Below are 17,321 nucleotides of genomic sequence, written 5' to 3' on the forward strand. Positions count from 1 at the left end.
GGTAAGATGTTTAATTTATTAGTCAAAAGCAGCCTTAAAAACCGTTTGGTTGTGCTCTTGCTGGCCTTTGTCATGATGGCTTACGGTGTTTTGCAAGGGCAAAAACTGCCGGTTGATGTGTTTCCAAATCTTAACAAGCCAGTGGTCACCGTACTGACTGAAGCCGGGGGCATGGCACCTGAAGAAGTCGAACAATTGGTGACGTTTCCACTTGAGAATTTGCTCAATGGTGTGACTGGCGTAACGCGGATCCGCTCGACATCAGGCATTGGCTTATCCATCGTTTACATTGAATTTGAGTGGGATACGGATATTTACCGCAATCGCCAGCTGGTCTCGGAGCGGCTCGATTTAGCCTCAGAGCAATTGCCAGCAGGCATAACTTCGGTGATGGGGCCAGTATCGTCCATTATGGGTGAAGTCATGTTAATTGCCTTACCCGTTGATGAACAGGGCAACACCGATGCAATGGCTGCCCGAGAATATGCGGATTTCGTTTTACGACCACGTTTACTGGCCATTCCTGGTGTTTCGCAGGTGATCCCGATTGGCGGCGAAGTACGCCAGCTGCGCGTGTCACCCGATACGGTGCGTATGCGTCAACATAAAGTGAATTTAGAATCGCTTCAGGCCTCTGTCAGTGATTTTGCCGCCAATTTTGGTGGTGGCTTTGTTGATTTGAACAATCAAGAGTACCTGATCCGCCATCAGGGGCGTACCTTAGAGGTTGACCATCTTAAAAACCTGGCGGTTGGCTGGCACGCGGGACGTCCGGTGTTGCTATCCGAAGTCGCATCGGTGAGCTATGCTGCTGCTGAAAAGCGCGGTGATGGTGGCTTTAATGGCAAGCCCGCGGTGGTGATCAATGTGCAAAAACAACCTAATGCCGATACGGTTCAGTTAACAACGCAAATTGAAGCGGCGCTGGCTGAGTTAGAAACGGGTTTACCAAAAGGTATCGCGCAGCCGCAGGTCCTGTTCCGTCAGGCCGACTTTATCAAATCGTCAATTGACAATGTCACAGAAGCCCTGCGAGATGGCGCAATCATGGTCACAATTGTGCTGTTTTTGTTCCTGCTTTCAGTCAAAACAACCATTATTTCTCTGTTTGCCATTCCGCTTTCCTTAGCTGTCACTGTGCTGATTTTCCAGTGGCTAGGTCAAAGTATTAACGTGATGACGCTGGGGGGGCTTGCTATTGCGATTGGTGAACTAGTGGATGACTCCGTGGTGGATGTTGAAAACATTCTGCGCCGTTTAAAACAAAATGCACAATTGCACTTGCCAAAGTCAGTGTTTGAGGTGGTTTGGCAAGCAAGTGTAGAGGTGCGTTCGGGCATTGTTTACGCAACCGCCATTGTTATCCTGGTGTTTTTACCTTTATTTGCGTTACCCGGTATTGAGGGGCGGTTGTTTTCACCGCTTGGTCTTGCCTATATCGTGGCGATCCTCGGCTCGTTATTAGTGTCCATGACCGTCACACCGGTGCTGTGTTACTACTTGCTGCCCAATGCCAAAGTGATCCATCAGGGTGACAGCTGGCTGGTTATTAAACTCAAGCACTTACAAAGTCTTTGGATTGACTGGGCGTTACCTAAGTCAAAGCAACTGATAACAGTGACGGGCCTTGTCGCGGTGATTTCAGCGGCCAGTATCATCCAATTTCCCCGCGCGTTTTTACCTGCCTTTAACGAAGGCTCTTTGGTGCTCGGCATTATTTTTGAGCCAGGCACCTCGTTGAGCGAGTCCAACAAAATGGGCCATTTAGCGGAGTCTCTGCTGTTGTCTGTGCCAGAAGTCACGCAGGTCGGCAGGCGAACGGGTCGCGCTGAGTTAGATGAACATGCTGAAGGGGTTCACTCGTCTGAAGTGGATGTTGATTTAGTGTCCTCAGCGCGCAGCCGCGAAGAAGTCCTCGCTGAAATTCGTGACAAGCTATCTGTATTGCCAGGACAAGTTGCCATTGGCCAGCCGATCTCACATCGACTTGATCACCTGTTGTCAGGTGTTCGGGCTCAACTTGCCATAAAGCTCTTTGGTGATGACTTAGAAGGCTTGCGGATCAGCGCTGAGCGACTGCGCAAGAAGCTCGAAAGTGTGCCTGGCCTGGTTGATGTCAATATTGAAAAACAAGTACTTATTCCCCAGTTGAGTGTGCGTTTAAAATATGACGAACTGGCCAAATATGGTCTCACACCGGGTTCTGCACTGCGTCAGTTGAATATGCTCACCGAAGGGACCAGTGTTACGGATGTCGTTGATGGGGTGAAGCGGTTTGAGCTGGTACTTCGGTTGGAGGATGCGGATCGCACACCCAATGCCATAGCCAACACCTTGATTGATTCGCCGGCGGGGGCGATTCCGATCTCATATATTGCAGATATTCAATTACAGGACGGGCCTAACCAGGTGCTCAGGGAAAATGGTCGCCGTCGCTTAGTGCTTTACGCCAATAGTGAAAATGTTGACGTAAAACAGTTGCTAGGTTCTGTTCGGGAGATAGTGGCAGAACATCAATTACCCGATGATAGTTTTATCAGCCTGGAGGGGCAATTCTTAGCACAGGAACAAGCCATGCGTTTATTGATCGTGCTTAGCGTTTTGTCATTCGCATTAATCTTTCTGGTGCTCTACTTACGTTATCAGTCAATGGTATTTGCAGCCATTATCATGTGTAGTTTGCCAATGGCCTTGATTGGTGCGGTGCTCGCCATGTGGTTAACCAAAACCTCACTATCGGTGGCCTCTGTTGTTGGTTTTATCACGCTTACCGGAATTGCATCACGCAATGGCATTTTAAAAATAAGCCATTACTTAAATCTAATCCGCTTTGAGGGGGAGTCATTTGATAAAGCCTTGATAATACGCGGCGCAAAAGAACGCTTGTCTCCGGTGCTGATGACGTCAATGGTTACGGCGTTTGCACTCATTCCGCTACTGTGGGCAGCAGATCAGCCGGGCAAGGAAATATTGCATCCAGTGGCCATTGTTATTTTTTCCGGCCTGATGAGCTCGACTCTGCTGGATACCTTATTGACCCCCTTGCTTTACTGGAAATTTGGCAAAAGACCAACAGAGCAATGGCTCAACAGTAATTCAAAAGAGCTAATTTAATAAACCAATGCCCCTTTGTGAAGGAGCATCGGGACACAATTTTACTAACAATACAAAGAGAGAAATAAAATATGAAAAACACATTGATAACACTTGCTTTCATTGCATTGAGCACACTGTTTTTTGCACCGTTTTCACAGGCGCACGGTGACACCAAACCGGTTCACGGTGGTGTCGTAAAGGTTGAGCATGAAATGGTATTTGAGCTTGTACGCGGAGAAACCGGTGCAAGCCTGTATCTTCGTGACCATGGTAAACCTTATCCAACGGCCAAAGTAACAGGTGACATCACTGTACTTGCCAATGGTAAAAAGGCTGGGGCGACGTTAACTGCTGCGGGTGATAACAAAATGACCGCTGACGTTGCCATACCTGATGGCGCCAAAGTACTGGTTAAAGTGAAGGAAAGTGGCCATCACTCGGTGACGGTTCGTTTTACATTCTAAGAAAACAGATTATTTTTAGGGTACTCACTCTTAGTGACTTGGCCCTTAAGTCAAGCTGTTTTATCAGCCACGACTGCGTTTGCAGTTTATCCGGTTAATCATTGTCGATGTTGCAGTATAAAAAAGCGCGAGCAGCTTTAGCAGACTCGCGCTTTTATTTTATTGCTCACAAAGAGACTTATCTCATTGTCATCAACTACTCTGTACATAAAAATCTGGAAATACTCTGGATAGCTATACATCATCTAATCTAGAAGACTTTTCCAGAAAAAGTGAAAAAACGCAAAGAAATTTGGACTTTTTTAGATCTGGAAAATAGTTTTCCAGACAAAAGGGGGTCGGATTAGCTCGTGTTTTATTTAGCCGTTCTGATAAATAGGTATGGATGCTACCTGAACGATCTCTATGAACGAGGAACAGACGGTCACTCTAGAGCGTTTTTGGACAGTTTCTATTTATGGCGAATTCAAACGGCGTTGTTTCCTAAATCATTGAACTAATCTAGCATTGTGTGATCAGATCTCAAAAGCAAACACCGAGACTGAATTTTGAAAGAAAAGCGTATCACTAACTGGCGTGATTACAATAAAGCTCTTATCGCCAGAGGCAATATCCAGCTTTGGTTTTCCGAGGGGGCAATTGAGCAGTGGAACAACACGCAACATCACGGCGGTAAAGGGCGAGCTAATCATTTCTCTGAGCTGGCGATTGAGACCTGCCTGGCTTTGCGGGCTGTATTTCGCTTGTCTCTTCGAGCTGTGCAGGGTTTTGTTTCTTCTCTGATATCAATGATGAAGCTTGATTTGGATACGCCAACTTATAGTTGTTTGTGTAAGCGAAGTGCAGAGTTGGCTGTTCATTACAGACCAAATAGAAGTACTTCCGGAGGCATTGATATCGTGGTTGATAGCACCGGTTTGAAGGTATACGGAAACGGTGAGTGGCACGCAAGAAAACATGGTGCGAATAAACGCCGGACATGGCGAAAATTACACCTGGCCGTTGATGCAAATACGCACCAAATCGTGGGTGCGGAGTTATCTACAATCTCCGTAGCTGATTCAGAAGTTCTTGGCGACTTACTCAGACCATTGCGCAGGAAGGTCAGCTCGGTAAAAGCGGATGGCGCATATGATACTAGAGGCTGTTATGCCGAAGTAGCAGCCAAAAAGGCCGACGCAGTGATCCCGCCAAGGTGTAATGCGCAGTTGTGGGAAGATGGACATGCTCGCAACAGCGCGGTTATTTTAACAAAGCATATAGGCAGCGGTGAGTGGAAAAAGTGTGTGAACTACCACCAACGTTCACTGGCGGAAACAGCAATGTACCGATATAAACAGCTTATGGGTGACAAGCTGGTCAGTCGAGGATTCAATCAGCAGCACACTGAAGCGATGATCAAAGTGAAAGTGCTCAATAGAATGGCTGGGCTAGGTATGCCTGAATATCAGGGAAACAGCTGAAATCGCAGTGTTGCCTAAGCTATCTGGATTTGATCAACAAGGCCAATTCAAACAGATATGGTGCATAGATTTTGTTTAACACTTGAAACACTAACCGTTATAAAAACTTTAAGCTTGAACCGTATAACCAAATAACGAAGAGCTCAATCAACTGAAAATACAGGACAAACTGGCATATTTTGCGCCGTTCTGAGCTTAGTAATACTACTAGAGTATTTTGATAGCAATTCAATAGTTTAATTCTTAGATATGCTCCAAGACTTAAATAAACACAACCTCTTCACAGTACACTAACCCGTTTTAATAAACGATTCGAATTATTACTTTTAATTCATAATATTACATTTTAAATAAAATTATTAGTAATTAAATTTGATTTTTAGCTATCTTCTGTTCAAAAAATAGACTACCTTAGATGTCCCCCAACTAACTTAGTGGGGACCGCTTGTACCTCTCCCGAACTAGAACCTCGGAATGCACAAATTGCCCCCTAAGTATGTACTTACTAGAGGTGTTATCATGATTAAAAAGTTACTCACAACGAAAGAGACTTTTTCGCAACGCTTTTTTGACTATAGTAATGAACCAAATCAAAGTAAAAGCATTCAACCTAATTCTTTCTTCGATCTCGATGTTGTGCCTACCGCAATTGTTTTTTGTGAAGCTAATTTTACTAAAAGTGATGGTAAAACAGCCAATGGGCTAATCCGTCACTCATCTAATTTTAAAATACTTTCAGTCATAGATAGCGAAATGGCAGGTTTAGACTCAGGGTGTGTTTTAGATGATAAAAGAAATGGAATCCCTATTTATGCAAGCCTCGATGAAGCAGCTGCAATGGCAGATGAATATCCTAACTTTTTCATTTACGGTTTAGCCCACTCCGATGGTTTACTGCCAAATTTCGCGCGCCAAGTTATGTTGGAAGCTATGTCGTTGGGCATGAATATTATCAATGGTTTACATCAATATCTAAATGATGACCCGGAGTTTATCGCAGCTTGCAACGAATATGGCGTGTCAATATATGACATCCGAAGGCCAAGAAATATAAATAATTTACAAATTTACCAAGACATCATTCGAGAGGTGTCATGTCCTCGAGTTGTCGTTATGGGCACTGATTGTGCTATAGGAAAACGCACGACGGCAGTAAAACTAAGCAATGCACTTACAGAGTATGGATTGAAGACCGTTTTGATTGCAACAGGCCAAACGGGGGTAATCCAAGGAGCACCTTATGGTTTAGTGATGGACTCTATACCATCACAATTTTGCCCAGGCGAGCTCGAAGCAGTCATTCACCGAGCTTATCATGTCGAAAAGCCCGATATCATCATTATTGAAGGCCAAGGGGCTTTGAGTCACCCTGCATTTTCAACAAGTGCAATGATTTTAAGAGGAAGTGCACCTCATGCTGTGGTACTGCAACATGCGCCACATCGAAAGGAGCGTATAGATTTTGATAATATGCCAATGCCAAAACTTTCTTATGAAATAGATCTTATTGAACGATTTACCCAAATAAAGGTTATTGGTATATGTATAAACCATGAAGATATGGATGAAACTGAGGTAGAAGAATACATTTATCGGTATTCTAAAGATTTCTCAGTACCCGTTACCGATGCTTTAAGTCGCTCAAGTATGTTTTTAGTCCATATGATTCTCGTCGCATTTCCTCATCTCGAAATCAAAGTGTCTTCACTGCAATGAGTAATCCTCGATTGCAAATTAACTGTAGCAAAATAGCAGAGAATTCTGCTCTGCTAATGCAGATACTAAAACCACTGTCTATTGACATTGTCCCTGTAACTAAGGTCTTTATGGGTCACCCAGTTATTGCGCGCATACTCATTGATGCAGGAGCAACTCAATTAGCCGACTCACGTATTGAAAATATCGAAAGGATGCGAAGTGCTGGCATAAATGTCCCCATCATGTTGATTAGAACCCCTATGTTAAGTCAAGTTGAGCGGGTAGTTACAAACTGTAATATAAGTCTCAATACTGAACTTTCTGTAATAAGGGCTCTTTCATCAACAGCAAAAAAATTAGGGGTATTTCATGAAGTGATTATCATGGTAGAGCTTGGTGACTTAAGAGAAGGTGTTATGCCTAAGAACCTTCTTAATATTATTAAAGAAACACGATTATTATCAAACATAGGTTTTATAGGGATTGGTGCTAACTTAGCATGCCGCTATGGCATTGCACCCGACCAGCATAATATGTCGATTTTGGCCAAGTTAGCGTCAAAGATAGAATCAAAATTCCATCTCAAACTTGAAATTATCTCCGGTGGCAACTCTGCTAATTTATTGTGGACAGTTAGCTCAAAAAACAAAAATAACTTTAATCAATTACGACTAGGTGAGGCAATTTTTTTTGGTGTAGAGGCACTTGAAAAACGCCACATAAAAGGCGCACATACTGATACAGTAATACTCATTGCTGAAGTCATCGAATCCAACCGAAAACCATCTATGCCTTGGGGTCAACGCCATCAAAATGCATTTGGTGAAAAACACGAAATTACAGATAAGGGAGATGTTAATCAAGCATTAGTTGCTTTAGGAAGGCAAGATGTGGACCTTAAAGGGCTGACACCTCCGAGGGGATTATCTATAGTATCTAGTTGCAGTGATCATCTTGTCTTAGAAAGTACAGGTGTACCTTTAAAAATAGGGCAAGAAATTGAGTTTAATATTGATTACGTGGGATTACTGTCAGCAATGACCTCACCTTATGTTCAAAAGCAATTCATCTAACACAGCGGAATAATTTTAACTTTGGAGAAATTCACTAATGAACCAGTTATCAAATCCAGGAAATCCATGGGGAGGTGGAAATAACTCACCTCCAAATCCAAAATATATATTTAACGCATATTCTCAATACAAGAAATATCTACCTGGTCGAAGTCCATTTAATTTTTTAATCATAGTAATTGTGGTGAGCATCATATTAATTATATGGAGCTCAATTTATACAGTTCCTAGTGATTCTGTTGCTGTAATTCAGCGATTTGGAAAATTCTCACACACAGAGCAACCGGGGCTACATTTTAAGCTGCCTTTAAACATTGATAAGTCAACAATCGTCGCAGTAAAGCGACAACTTAAACAAGAGTTCGGATTTTCGACTATTAAAGAAGAACCTCGCAGCCAATTGTCACGACAATCTTTAGACTTAAAAGAAACTCAAATGGTTACAGGTGACTTAAACGCTGCGCTTGTTGAATGGGTGGTTCAATACCGAATAGATGAACCTACAAAGTTTCTTTTTGAAGTAAGAGAGCCCTCAGAAACATTAAGGTATGTCTCTGAATCTGTGATGCGTGAAGTGGTCGGCGATAGAACAGTTGATGAAGTGATAACAATCGGTAGACAAGAAATTGAATCAGAAGCATTAAGTAAAATGCAGGCTCTATCAACAAAGTATGCAATGGGTATTAGAATAGACCAAGTTCAACTGAAAAACATCAACCCGCCTGAACCTGTACAAGCCTCATTCAATGAAGTAAATCAAGCTCAGCAAGAGAAAGAAAAACTAATTAATGAAGCTCGCCGAGATTATAACAAAGTAATACCGCTCGCTTTGGGGGAAAAAGACCAAAGAATAAGAGAAGCGGATGGTTATAGATTAAAACGCATCAATGAAGCTAAAGGAGATGTCGCTCGCTTTAATGCGCTCTACATTGAATATTTAAAGGCGCCAGAAGTTACAGTAAAAAGGATACACCTAGAAACCATGGAGCACGTGCTCCCTAATATCCGTTCAAAGGTGATAATTGAAGACACTGAAAACAGCATTTTGCCATTATTCCATTTTGGAAAGTCAAAACTAGGAGAACCACAGTGAAAAATCTTCTCACATTTTCAACGGTTTTTATCGCAGTGGTTGTATCTATCTTTGCCAATAATAGCTTATACACGGTCAGTGAAGTTGAACAAGTTATTATCACTCAGTTTGGTAAACCGATTGGTGAACCAATAACCCATGCAGGCCTCAAAATAAAAATTCCGTTTGTCCAACAGGTCAATGTAATGGATAAGCGAGTTTTAGAGTGGAATGGCAGACCTTCTGACATGCCCACAAAAGATAAGCTCTACATATCAGTCGATTTATTTGCAAGATGGAGAATTGTTGATCCCTTACAATACTTTCTGAGATTAAAAGATGAGCACAGTGCCCAATCAAGGTTAGATGATATTCTGGGCAGTGAAACCCGCAATGCAGTTGCCAAGCATGAACTTATCGAAATTATCAGAACTAACAGAAACCGCTTAGCATTAAGAGAAGGATTATTAAGTACTTTTGAGGAAGAGCTAAAAATAGGCACTTTAGTGCCAATCAAAAAAGGTCGAAAATTTGTTGAGCAAGAAATCTTTTCTTCTGCGTCTCAAAAGGTTGCCGTATTTGGTATTGAACTATTAGATATCCGGTTCAAAAGAATTAATTATAATGCAAGTGTTCGGCCAAAAATCTATGAACGCATGATCAGTGAAAGAAGGCAAATAGCAGAGCGCTTCTTATCAGAAGGTAATGGCGAAGCTGCCAGAATTCGTGGAGACAGAGTCAGAGATCTAAATAAAATTCAGTCAGAAGCTTATCAGCAAGTGGAAGAGATTAGAGGACAAGCCGATGCTTTAGCTACCCAAATCTATGCTAAAGCCTACAATCAAACACCTGAAGCAGTGGCATTCTATGAATTTACACACACCATGACAACGTATTCATCCATCATGACAGAGGATACAACACTTATCCTTTCATCAAAAAATGAACTTTTTAAGTTTCTGGGTAATACAAGACTAAGTAACTCAATAAATACGCTGCAAAATGCGAAGGACTAAAGGCGCGCTAAATCAGATTGAGCAAACTCAATACAATGAACTACCAAAAAAGCATATAGATTGGTTTGTAAAGCCAATTACTCGATTTATACAAATTGAAACAGCGTCAGGCGGTATCTTACTACTTGCGACACTCATCGCATTACTATTCGCGAACTCTAGTTTAAGCAGTGTCTATTTTCAATTTTGGGCAACTCCTGTTGGAGTCAGCTTTGGTGATATTCAGCTTAACCGTTCTATACATCAATGGATAAACGATGGTGCCATGACCATTTTTTTCTTTTTAGTCGCTTTAGAACTAAAAAGAGAACTTATTTTAGGTGAACTAAGAAGTCCCAAATTAGCTATGCTCTCAATTTCTGCCGCCATAGGCGGTATGATCGTACCTGTGTTCATTTTTGTATTGTTACAATTTGATGCCCCTGCCTTTAATGGTTGGGGGGTAGTCATGTCGACCGATACAGCTTTTGTTTTAGGGTGCTTAGCATTACTTGGTAAAAGTATTCCAAAAGTCTTAAGGGTTTTTATGCTGTCCCTTGCAGTGGTCGATGATATTGGAGCAATTTTAGTTGTCGCAATTGGTTATAGTAACGCAATTGACTGGGTATACATTGGCTTTGCTGTAGTTGGTTTGATAACTGTGAAAACAATGGCCTATGTTGGCATTAGAAGCTTTTTGATATATTTGGTGGTTGGTGGGATGATATGGTTAGCTATCGATTCGTCAGGCTTTCACCCTACTATTGCAGGCGTAATCCTCGGGCTTATGACGCCAACAGTAAAATGGGTTGATAACGAACGTTTACACAGCATAATAACATGTATTACTTCATACCCTTTATCACAAATCAGTGAAGGTAGTGTTCCATACAAACAAGCTTTAAAAACTGCTGAAGCAGCAGCAAGAGAAGCACTATCCCCTGTTGAACGGCTAGAGAATATTCTGCACCCATGGGTTGGCTTTGTAATTATGCCACTTTTTGCATTATCAAATGCTGGAATTATTATAAAAGAAGATAATATTTTTGATTTTCTAGCAATTACTATATTTATAAGCTTGGTACTTGGTAAACCTCTTGGAATAATTTTATTTAGTTGGTTTGCTGTCAAAACACGTATTGCTGTCTTACCAGAAAGCTTGAATTGGCACATGCTATTTGGTGGAAGCTTACTAGCAGGGATAAGTTTTACTATGGCATTGTTTATAGCCGATTTCGCATTGCAAGCAACCTATGTAACAACTGCAAAACTCGCCATAATTATTGCATCACTCACTTCAGCTTCCATTGGTTGTTTATTTTTAAAGTGTAGGACACGGTTGTGAGGTGCAAAAAAGTGATGTTATTTTCACAGTTAGGCTGTCTTGGACAAAGTTTCCAGTTCTTATAAACAATGATATTAGTACTTCTAAGATGCATCTCAAATCAGTAAGGTTTTAGCATTTTTACAAATGCAGCTCACACTCTAAATAATTTATTCTTTTAAGAAACTGATGATTCGATAGTGCAAGAGCGTTGTGAGTAGCCGCCACTAGTGACATCAATTCTTTGAGGCTCGCGGTATTTTTCTTTTTACCGTTTTTCATTGGCAAGCTTCTCACGTAGCCTAGTGACATCAGAGTTTTGTTGTGCTTGTTTTTTTGTGATGGCTTTTGACTTGAACTGCTTAATTTTTTCAATTACATCTTTGTAGTAGTAAGTAGAACCATTACCGAGATTAGCTTCCTCTTAGACTGCTATCGCGCTTAACCCACGTTTGGCATCAATACGTATGGTGTTGCCGGAAAGTATTCTGTCAATGGCGTTTAGAAGCTCTAATCTTGTGTTTTCTGACTTACTCAAATCTGTCTGAACTCGATTTCAGGTTTGTAAGGAGTGTAACTTATCTCGAAGTAATCCATAACTTTTTCAGCTGAACGAAGTTGTATAAAAAGTTGTTTAGCTGCTACAGAGATAGTGCTTAAACCTTTATGTTATTGCTCCGCTAACGATCCTTGTTCTCTATTCGGTGAACTTTATCCAAATGTTCTAACTCATTAATTTTGAACTGATATTGCTGGATAATTAACGCGAGTTGGTTATGTTGGCTCGCCATACTACTCAGTTGGGATTTTAGCTCTATGACCTCGAAACGATATTTTTCTTTTAACCTTTTCTCGTTTTTCAATTTCTTCTGTAGAGATGATATTTTTTCTTCATACAGTGAGTTATTTTGGCTTTTTTTCTGTGTCTTTAAAGTATGCTCTTTTATCCTACTGACAAGCTCAGGGTAGTAATAGACAGAACCGCTACCTAATCCAGCTTCTTCTTCCACCGCTTTTACTGATAGCTTTTGTGATGAAGGCACTATTTTTGGGTGCCCCTGGAGTATGCGCTCCAGAGCTTCCTCTATTTTTACTCGCGTTAAATTTGACTTACTCATTTTCTTTGCCTTTGAGATTAAATTTTTCAAAAGGGATCTTAAAATAGTGCATAACTCTTTCTGTAGCATGAATTTGTGTTATATAATGGCTTTCAATGGATGAGGTTAATCTGTTAATTGAATCTAAATAAATTATTTGCTCAGTTGCCCATCTATGGCGTTGAATCCAGTTTTTGGCTTTTTCTTCATCAATTAATTGGTTCTCACACTTAAAACAACTTGCTGTGGAAGCTACTTTATCCATGCGGCATTCATAACCTGCAAGGCAATATGAGTGCAGTGTTCCAACTAGATCAATTATGCCCTTTTCAACAAGCTCTTGGATTTGTTCTCTAGTTTTTAAGTCTGATGGAATTGAGCTGCGTTCTTTCATTATCTCGAGGCCTCTTTTTCCATATAGTTTTTCATTTGAGTTAAACCAGCGGTAAACATTATCAATAATTACTTCATTTGCGACTGAGCTTATGAGCTCTTTTAATTCATTGTCTTTTTCTATTCCTTGCAATGCAGCTGAGGCGCTTCCTTCTCCATACCAATCAGTAGTGGGTATGTCGAGATGTTTGAATTGATCTTTAATAGCTGTAAGTGAGCAAAGGTTATGCCGTCTAACGAATACGGCATAAGTTCGTCTAAATTGATGAGTTGTAATTCGCCAAACCTTACCTACTTGAATCTTTTTGTCAGCGTTCAGAGGGTTTCTATTTGGGTTGATCAGTTTAAACTCATCCAGGACTTGCTGGTCAATTAATGCACCAGCCTCTTTAGCTATCAAGTCGAAGTTAGTCCTCAAGTGTCCTTCATACATTAATTTTGGCTCTTCACTTTTTTTGGATTGATTTATCCAAAGGCAACTAGCTTCATGGTTTTTCATTGGGTTAGGACTTGATAATAATTCGACTCGCATATGTCGAGTTAGAGCTTCAGCTAATTCAATAGCCTTCCTGGTAATTGGAGACGTGACCCATTCTGTCAACTGTCCTCTCCCTTGAGTCATTTTGTGATGATAAGACTGAAGTGTGTAAATTGTTTTGCCATTGAATATTCGAGTTTTAAAGCTATCTGAGTGGAGTCCATACAATTCATTTCTTCGCATGCCAGTGAATGCTGCACACAGAATATAGCAAGCCGTTAATACTTTGCTGAACCAACCCTGTGTTCTTGCGGCTGACGGGATACAGTATTTTTCAAGAGGTGAGCCAACTAAAAATGACTCAATGATGAGCTTGTATGGCACAGGTTTGGATTTATTAACTTCAATACGGTAATTCGGTGAGTCATAACTCAGCCATGGCCAAGTGCCTGAGTCTATTTTCTTATCTATGGTCTTTTTACCCATTTTGTAGTTAAGCCTCAGTTCAGAGGCTAGTTCGTTTAATAGCTCTTTGTGCGGGTGGAGTTCTTCAATAAATTTAATGCACCATAAATAAATTTTTTCCATCACAGATGTAGGCATAGCATAGAATTGGTCAGCTCTACTTTTTGAAGGGCTACAGTATTCAGACGCTAACTCACCTGAACCTTGGTCAGTAGGAATTTCGAATGAGAAAGGTAAATATTTTGATGACTCTTGTACTTTTCCCAACACTGAAAATATGTGCTGGGCACTTATGAAGCTATACTCTAGTTCTTTGATGTAACTGCAAAATTCATAAAAAAGAACGGGGTGGGATAAATTTGAAATGCTATCTAACTTTAACTTGTCTAGGTACTTATAAACTTGTGTCAACTTACTATGAATTGCTATAAGAGAAGTGGGTTTTAGTGGTGAAGTTCGACGCTGCCCTGCAGGAGTGTATATCCAAATAAAAAAGATCAACTTGAACTCGTTAGCAAGGGATTGTGATGATATTTCGTTAAATGTTATTTTATATTTGTTTGTAATTTTTCTATCAACATAAGCGGTTAAATCCCACTCTTTGTCGCCAAAGTAACTGACGATAGAACCTGAGAATGTCTTAGTCACTGGGATTTTGTAAAGGTGCAATAAATCGTTTTTATTGTACAGGTCAAGTACGTTTAGATACCCATCTTGATTTTCTTTTAGCACGTTATTATTTGGAAGTTCTAGTAAGACTCTCATATCTAACTCCTAAAATAGATCATTGATTCCTTCCGGCCATAAACAATGTCGCCCTTCTTTTTTGAGCTTATTCTGTGCCTTTCGGCGTATAGAAGGATCGACCTTGAAAATAGCCAATTCAATTTTGTCTATTAAGTCTTGAAAGTTTCTTTCGAATTGCTGTCGATTTGCATGATTTGCAAGAGAGTCGTTAACCGCCTCTTTAAAACTCATCAAACACCAAATATCCTCGACTTCCTCTAGAATCACTTGATTAGGGCAGCTAAAGCATTTCAGAATATCTGAGCAAGCCAGGTGCTCGACATCGAGATCTTTTGGGCTGAAGTTCATTTTTCTTCTGTAATTGTCAGCTTGGGTACCAAAAGGGTCTTTGCAACCAGAGCCTATGATTGTCGCTTGTGGTTTCTTTTTAAAAGATGAGTATTTTTCTAGGAACTCCTCATATGGCAGTACCTCAACATCCAGTTGTTGTTTAGCATAATTTTTTGATTCAGCTACGTCAGAACAACGAGCAACAGCTTCTAGTGTGTAGGCCGCAGCCTGAAGCTGCTTTTTGTTTTCTATGGGACTACCTGTTGTATAGTGACGACTTAATGTTTGGGGGGTGTTACCTAATAGACTAGCTACCCCAACCGCATCTCCCGTCAAATCTAAGTAACGAGCACTACCTGAAGCTCTAAACCTTTTAGCCATTGGCCGCAGTGGCTTCCCGTAATCATCTATGGGGTTGAAGTACTCAAGTAACCAATTAGTTATGTCACGAAGATTTGAAGATTCAAGGGGGGAAGCTTTTCCTCTGCTAACTTTAAAAAACAGATGATCGCTATGCGGAGCGATTAGGTTACTAAGTTCTAGAAGCTTGTTGATAAATCTCAATGCATGTTTAGGCACATGCTGACTGTTGTTTTCACCAATCGAGATAGTCACATACTTATTAGCTCTGGCTTTTAGTACGCTTTGAGAATATACGATATTCTTGCTCAGGTCAGATTGCTTAAATTTCTTCATTTTCAGAATGGTAGTGCTATTTCCCCATGTGTAGTACGACATTAAGAAGTACCCAAGGGTAAAGTACTTAGTGATGGCCCCAGCTACTTGGTAATTGCGTCCTTTAAGCTGGATAGACGCAAATTTATCTCTTGGCTGGGCATTTAGGTAGAGAGTGAAATTAGATGTAATCTGTTTATAAAGTTGATTAAACAGTGGTTGAATAAGTCTCAGAAGAGTTTTTAGCTCTGCGTCTGAATAGGCTTCTGTCGGATTTGACTCCCGACGAAATAGGCCATGAGGAGAGAACCATTTAGCGACGGGGTAGCCTAAGAGTTTTAACAGGCACCGAATTGCACTGTTATGCTTTTGTGCTGTATTAACTTGCATGCTTCCTAGCCTAACTTTTTCAATGAGGTGCTGCTCCCAAGCATTCGCAGCCTCCTCTGATTCTGGGTTGAGCACCCGGCTGTCAGTAAAACTTACATATCGAGTTAAATCATGGAAATAACCAAACTTAGTCCGGTCAGAATATTCTTGGTTTCTTCCCAAGGTATCTACCCACTTGTGAACTAACTTGTCGCGGTTAGCGAATTTTGCCTTTTCAATTTGTTTTTTTGTGGGAACTCCAAGGTAGCGAAATCGATTGAAATCAAATGATTGATATTTTGATATACCAATTTTGAGGCTTACTACCAATTCTGGATGGTGTGATATTTCATTCATATACTGCTTCCTCTAGTATCTGGTCTAAGAAACTAGTGGCATCCTGAACGCTCTTTTCTCTCTCAAGGTAGTCTACGTATTTCCATATGGTACTTTCACTGTTGTGTCCCATCCATGCCATCATTTGGAGCACAGCATTTTTTTGTAGCCCATGCTCAAGCAATGATGATAGCCGATAGGTACAATAGGTTGCTCTGAGATCATGAGTCCTATGCTTAAAAGCCATGGAATTTTTTACTTCTATGTTTTTTTTCAATCGTCGGAAGGATTGCTGTACGTTGTTTGCGTTGAATGGAGTACCATTTTTTGTAACGAGCAGGAATTGGCTCTCCTTACCTTTTAGGCGCTTCTTTCGCCTAATAGATGTTGCGTAAGAATGGAGTAAAACAGCTAACTTTGCTGGGATTTCTACCTTTCGCTCTTTACTATGTTTCGTAGTAACGCCATTCGCTGGCCCTATCACAACTTCAGAGTAAAAGCCTGTATGCAGTTCATTGAGGGCAAGAGATTGTGGGAAAGTACAAGCTTCATTAATTCTTAGCCCAGAGTGAATTTGCAATAACTGATGTAATACAAACTCAATGCTAAAGTTTGTTAATTCAGAGGCATAAAGACGAATATTCTCTTTACTTAATGGGTTTAATGACTGAATGTTGGCGCGTTTGGGAACCTTAATGCGTAGGTCTGTACTTGTTACAAGAAACTGTGGGTTTAGATGTCTCATTGTCCCTTGGTTTTGCACTTTAACTAACTCATACTCAAATGGTTTAGCATGCTCTGTCACATGCAAGAGTCGGTGTGCAATACACCATTCATAAAATTTGATGACATGAAGCATGTACAAGGATGCGGTAGAAAACTGAATTTCACCATTTCGAGCACTGCTGAGTAAATCATCATTTCTAAAGCGGTAAGTCGGACGCAGGTACTTCGTAGCAGGAAAATCATCCCACCTTAATTGTTTTGCTTCCAAAAACTGCCAGTACCTTTTGATTGCTCGAACTGCAGAGTTTAAGTCTTTTGATTTCCGAAGATTTACTAAATAGTTCATCCATAGGTTAACAGGCATCAAGTATTGATGGTCGGAACTATAAAAGGTAGGAAAGCCTTTCAGTGAAATGGGAGGAGTTTCAGCTGATACTTTAGGGTATATTCTAGGAACATTTACGGGTGATGATTCAACTACGTAAACCATAAAAAATACCCTCAAAAAAGATAAGTCTTT

The 17,321-nt window shown here is 40.7% G+C and carries 12 protein-coding genes; 8 read left to right on the forward strand and 4 right to left on the reverse strand.

The genetic code is table 11. The features are described 5' to 3' along the window. Window positions 1-6 precede the first annotated feature (6 nt). The 8 genes from PRUB_RS01570 (at window position 7) to nhaA (ending at window position 11,206) form a co-directional block, all read left to right on the forward strand. Window positions 7-3,114, forward strand: coding sequence for an efflux RND transporter permease subunit (locus tag PRUB_RS01570; RefSeq protein WP_010383157.1), 3,108 nt, complete (start codon window positions 7-9; stop codon window positions 3,112-3,114). Window positions 3,115-3,185: 71 nt separating this feature from the next. Continuing rightward, complete coding sequence (locus tag PRUB_RS01575; protein ID WP_010383156.1) at window positions 3,186-3,560, forward strand: hypothetical protein; 375 nt, start codon at window positions 3,186-3,188, stop codon at window positions 3,558-3,560. Between the two features lie 548 nt (window positions 3,561-4,108). Further along, window positions 4,109-5,023 (forward strand): IS5 family transposase, encoded by a 915-nt coding sequence (locus tag PRUB_RS01580; RefSeq protein WP_010383154.1) that lies wholly within the window; start codon window positions 4,109-4,111, stop codon window positions 5,021-5,023. Window positions 5,024-5,542: 519 nt separating this feature from the next. Next, the gene (locus PRUB_RS01585; RefSeq protein WP_010383153.1) at window positions 5,543-6,739 is read left to right on the forward strand and encodes an N-acetyltransferase DgcN family protein; all 1,197 of its coding nucleotides are present in this window, start codon (window positions 5,543-5,545) and stop codon (window positions 6,737-6,739) included. Continuing rightward, complete coding sequence (locus PRUB_RS01590; RefSeq protein ID WP_010383152.1) at window positions 6,736-7,794, forward strand: alanine/ornithine racemase family PLP-dependent enzyme; 1,059 nt, start codon at window positions 6,736-6,738, stop codon at window positions 7,792-7,794. The genes PRUB_RS01585 and PRUB_RS01590 overlap by 4 nt, the downstream gene beginning before the upstream one ends. A 37-nt stretch (window positions 7,795-7,831) precedes the next feature. Further along, window positions 7,832-8,887, forward strand: coding sequence for an FtsH protease activity modulator HflK (gene hflK, locus PRUB_RS01595; RefSeq protein WP_010383151.1), 1,056 nt, complete (start codon window positions 7,832-7,834; stop codon window positions 8,885-8,887). Further along, complete coding sequence (hflC, locus tag PRUB_RS01600; RefSeq protein ID WP_010383150.1) at window positions 8,884-9,882, forward strand: protease modulator HflC; 999 nt, start codon at window positions 8,884-8,886, stop codon at window positions 9,880-9,882. The genes hflK and hflC overlap by 4 nt, the downstream gene beginning before the upstream one ends. Beyond that, window positions 9,869-11,206, forward strand: coding sequence for a Na+/H+ antiporter NhaA (nhaA, locus tag PRUB_RS01605; RefSeq protein WP_010383149.1), 1,338 nt, complete (start codon window positions 9,869-9,871; stop codon window positions 11,204-11,206). Before hflC ends, nhaA begins: the two co-directional genes overlap by 14 nt. Window positions 11,207-11,865: 659 nt before the next feature. Here the strand turns inward: nhaA and PRUB_RS01610 are convergent. From PRUB_RS01610 to PRUB_RS01625, 4 genes are read right to left on the reverse strand one after another with little or no spacing between them, the layout of a single operon-like run. After that, window positions 11,866-12,303 (reverse strand): hypothetical protein, encoded by a 438-nt coding sequence (locus PRUB_RS01610; RefSeq protein WP_010383147.1) that lies wholly within the window; start codon window positions 12,301-12,303, stop codon window positions 11,866-11,868. Continuing rightward, entirely contained in the window at window positions 12,296-14,383 is a 2,088-nt protein-coding gene (locus tag PRUB_RS01615; protein ID WP_010383145.1) for a hypothetical protein, read from the reverse strand. Before PRUB_RS01615 ends, PRUB_RS01610 begins: the two co-directional genes overlap by 8 nt. Window positions 14,384-14,392: 9 nt before the next feature. Then, complete coding sequence (locus tag PRUB_RS01620) at window positions 14,393-16,096, reverse strand: hypothetical protein (protein ID WP_010383144.1); 1,704 nt, start codon at window positions 16,094-16,096, stop codon at window positions 14,393-14,395. Then, entirely contained in the window at window positions 16,089-17,291 is a 1,203-nt protein-coding gene (locus PRUB_RS01625) for a site-specific integrase (RefSeq protein ID WP_010383143.1), read from the reverse strand. Before PRUB_RS01625 ends, PRUB_RS01620 begins: the two co-directional genes overlap by 8 nt. Window positions 17,292-17,321: the final 30 nt, after the last annotated feature.

The organism is Pseudoalteromonas rubra (assembly GCF_000238295.3).
In the GTDB taxonomy this organism is placed as follows: domain Bacteria; phylum Pseudomonadota; class Gammaproteobacteria; order Enterobacterales; family Alteromonadaceae; genus Pseudoalteromonas; species Pseudoalteromonas rubra.

Bases quoted from the DNA above. Each gene is read 5' to 3' on its own strand.
- PRUB_RS01570 (WP_010383157.1), top strand. From the start codon at position 7: ATGTTTAATTTATTAGTCAAAAGCAGCCTTAAAAACCGTTTGGTTGTG.
- PRUB_RS01575 (WP_010383156.1), top strand. From the start codon at position 3,186: ATGAAAAACACATTGATAACACTTGCTTTCATTGCATTGAGCACACTG.
- PRUB_RS01585 (WP_010383153.1), top strand. From the start codon at position 5,543: ATGATTAAAAAGTTACTCACAACGAAAGAGACTTTTTCGCAACGCTTT.
- PRUB_RS01590 (WP_010383152.1), top strand. From the start codon at position 6,736: ATGAGTAATCCTCGATTGCAAATTAACTGTAGCAAAATAGCAGAGAAT.
- hflK (WP_010383151.1), top strand. From the start codon at position 7,832: ATGAACCAGTTATCAAATCCAGGAAATCCATGGGGAGGTGGAAATAAC.
- nhaA (WP_010383149.1), top strand. From the start codon at position 9,869: ATGCGAAGGACTAAAGGCGCGCTAAATCAGATTGAGCAAACTCAATAC.
- PRUB_RS01610 (WP_010383147.1), bottom strand. From the start codon at position 12,303: ATGAGTAAGTCAAATTTAACGCGAGTAAAAATAGAGGAAGCTCTGGAG.
- PRUB_RS01615 (WP_010383145.1), bottom strand. From the start codon at position 14,383: ATGAGAGTCTTACTAGAACTTCCAAATAATAACGTGCTAAAAGAAAAT.
- PRUB_RS01620 (WP_010383144.1), bottom strand. From the start codon at position 16,096: ATGAATGAAATATCACACCATCCAGAATTGGTAGTAAGCCTCAAAATT.
- PRUB_RS01625 (WP_010383143.1), bottom strand. From the start codon at position 17,291: ATGGTTTACGTAGTTGAATCATCACCCGTAAATGTTCCTAGAATATAC.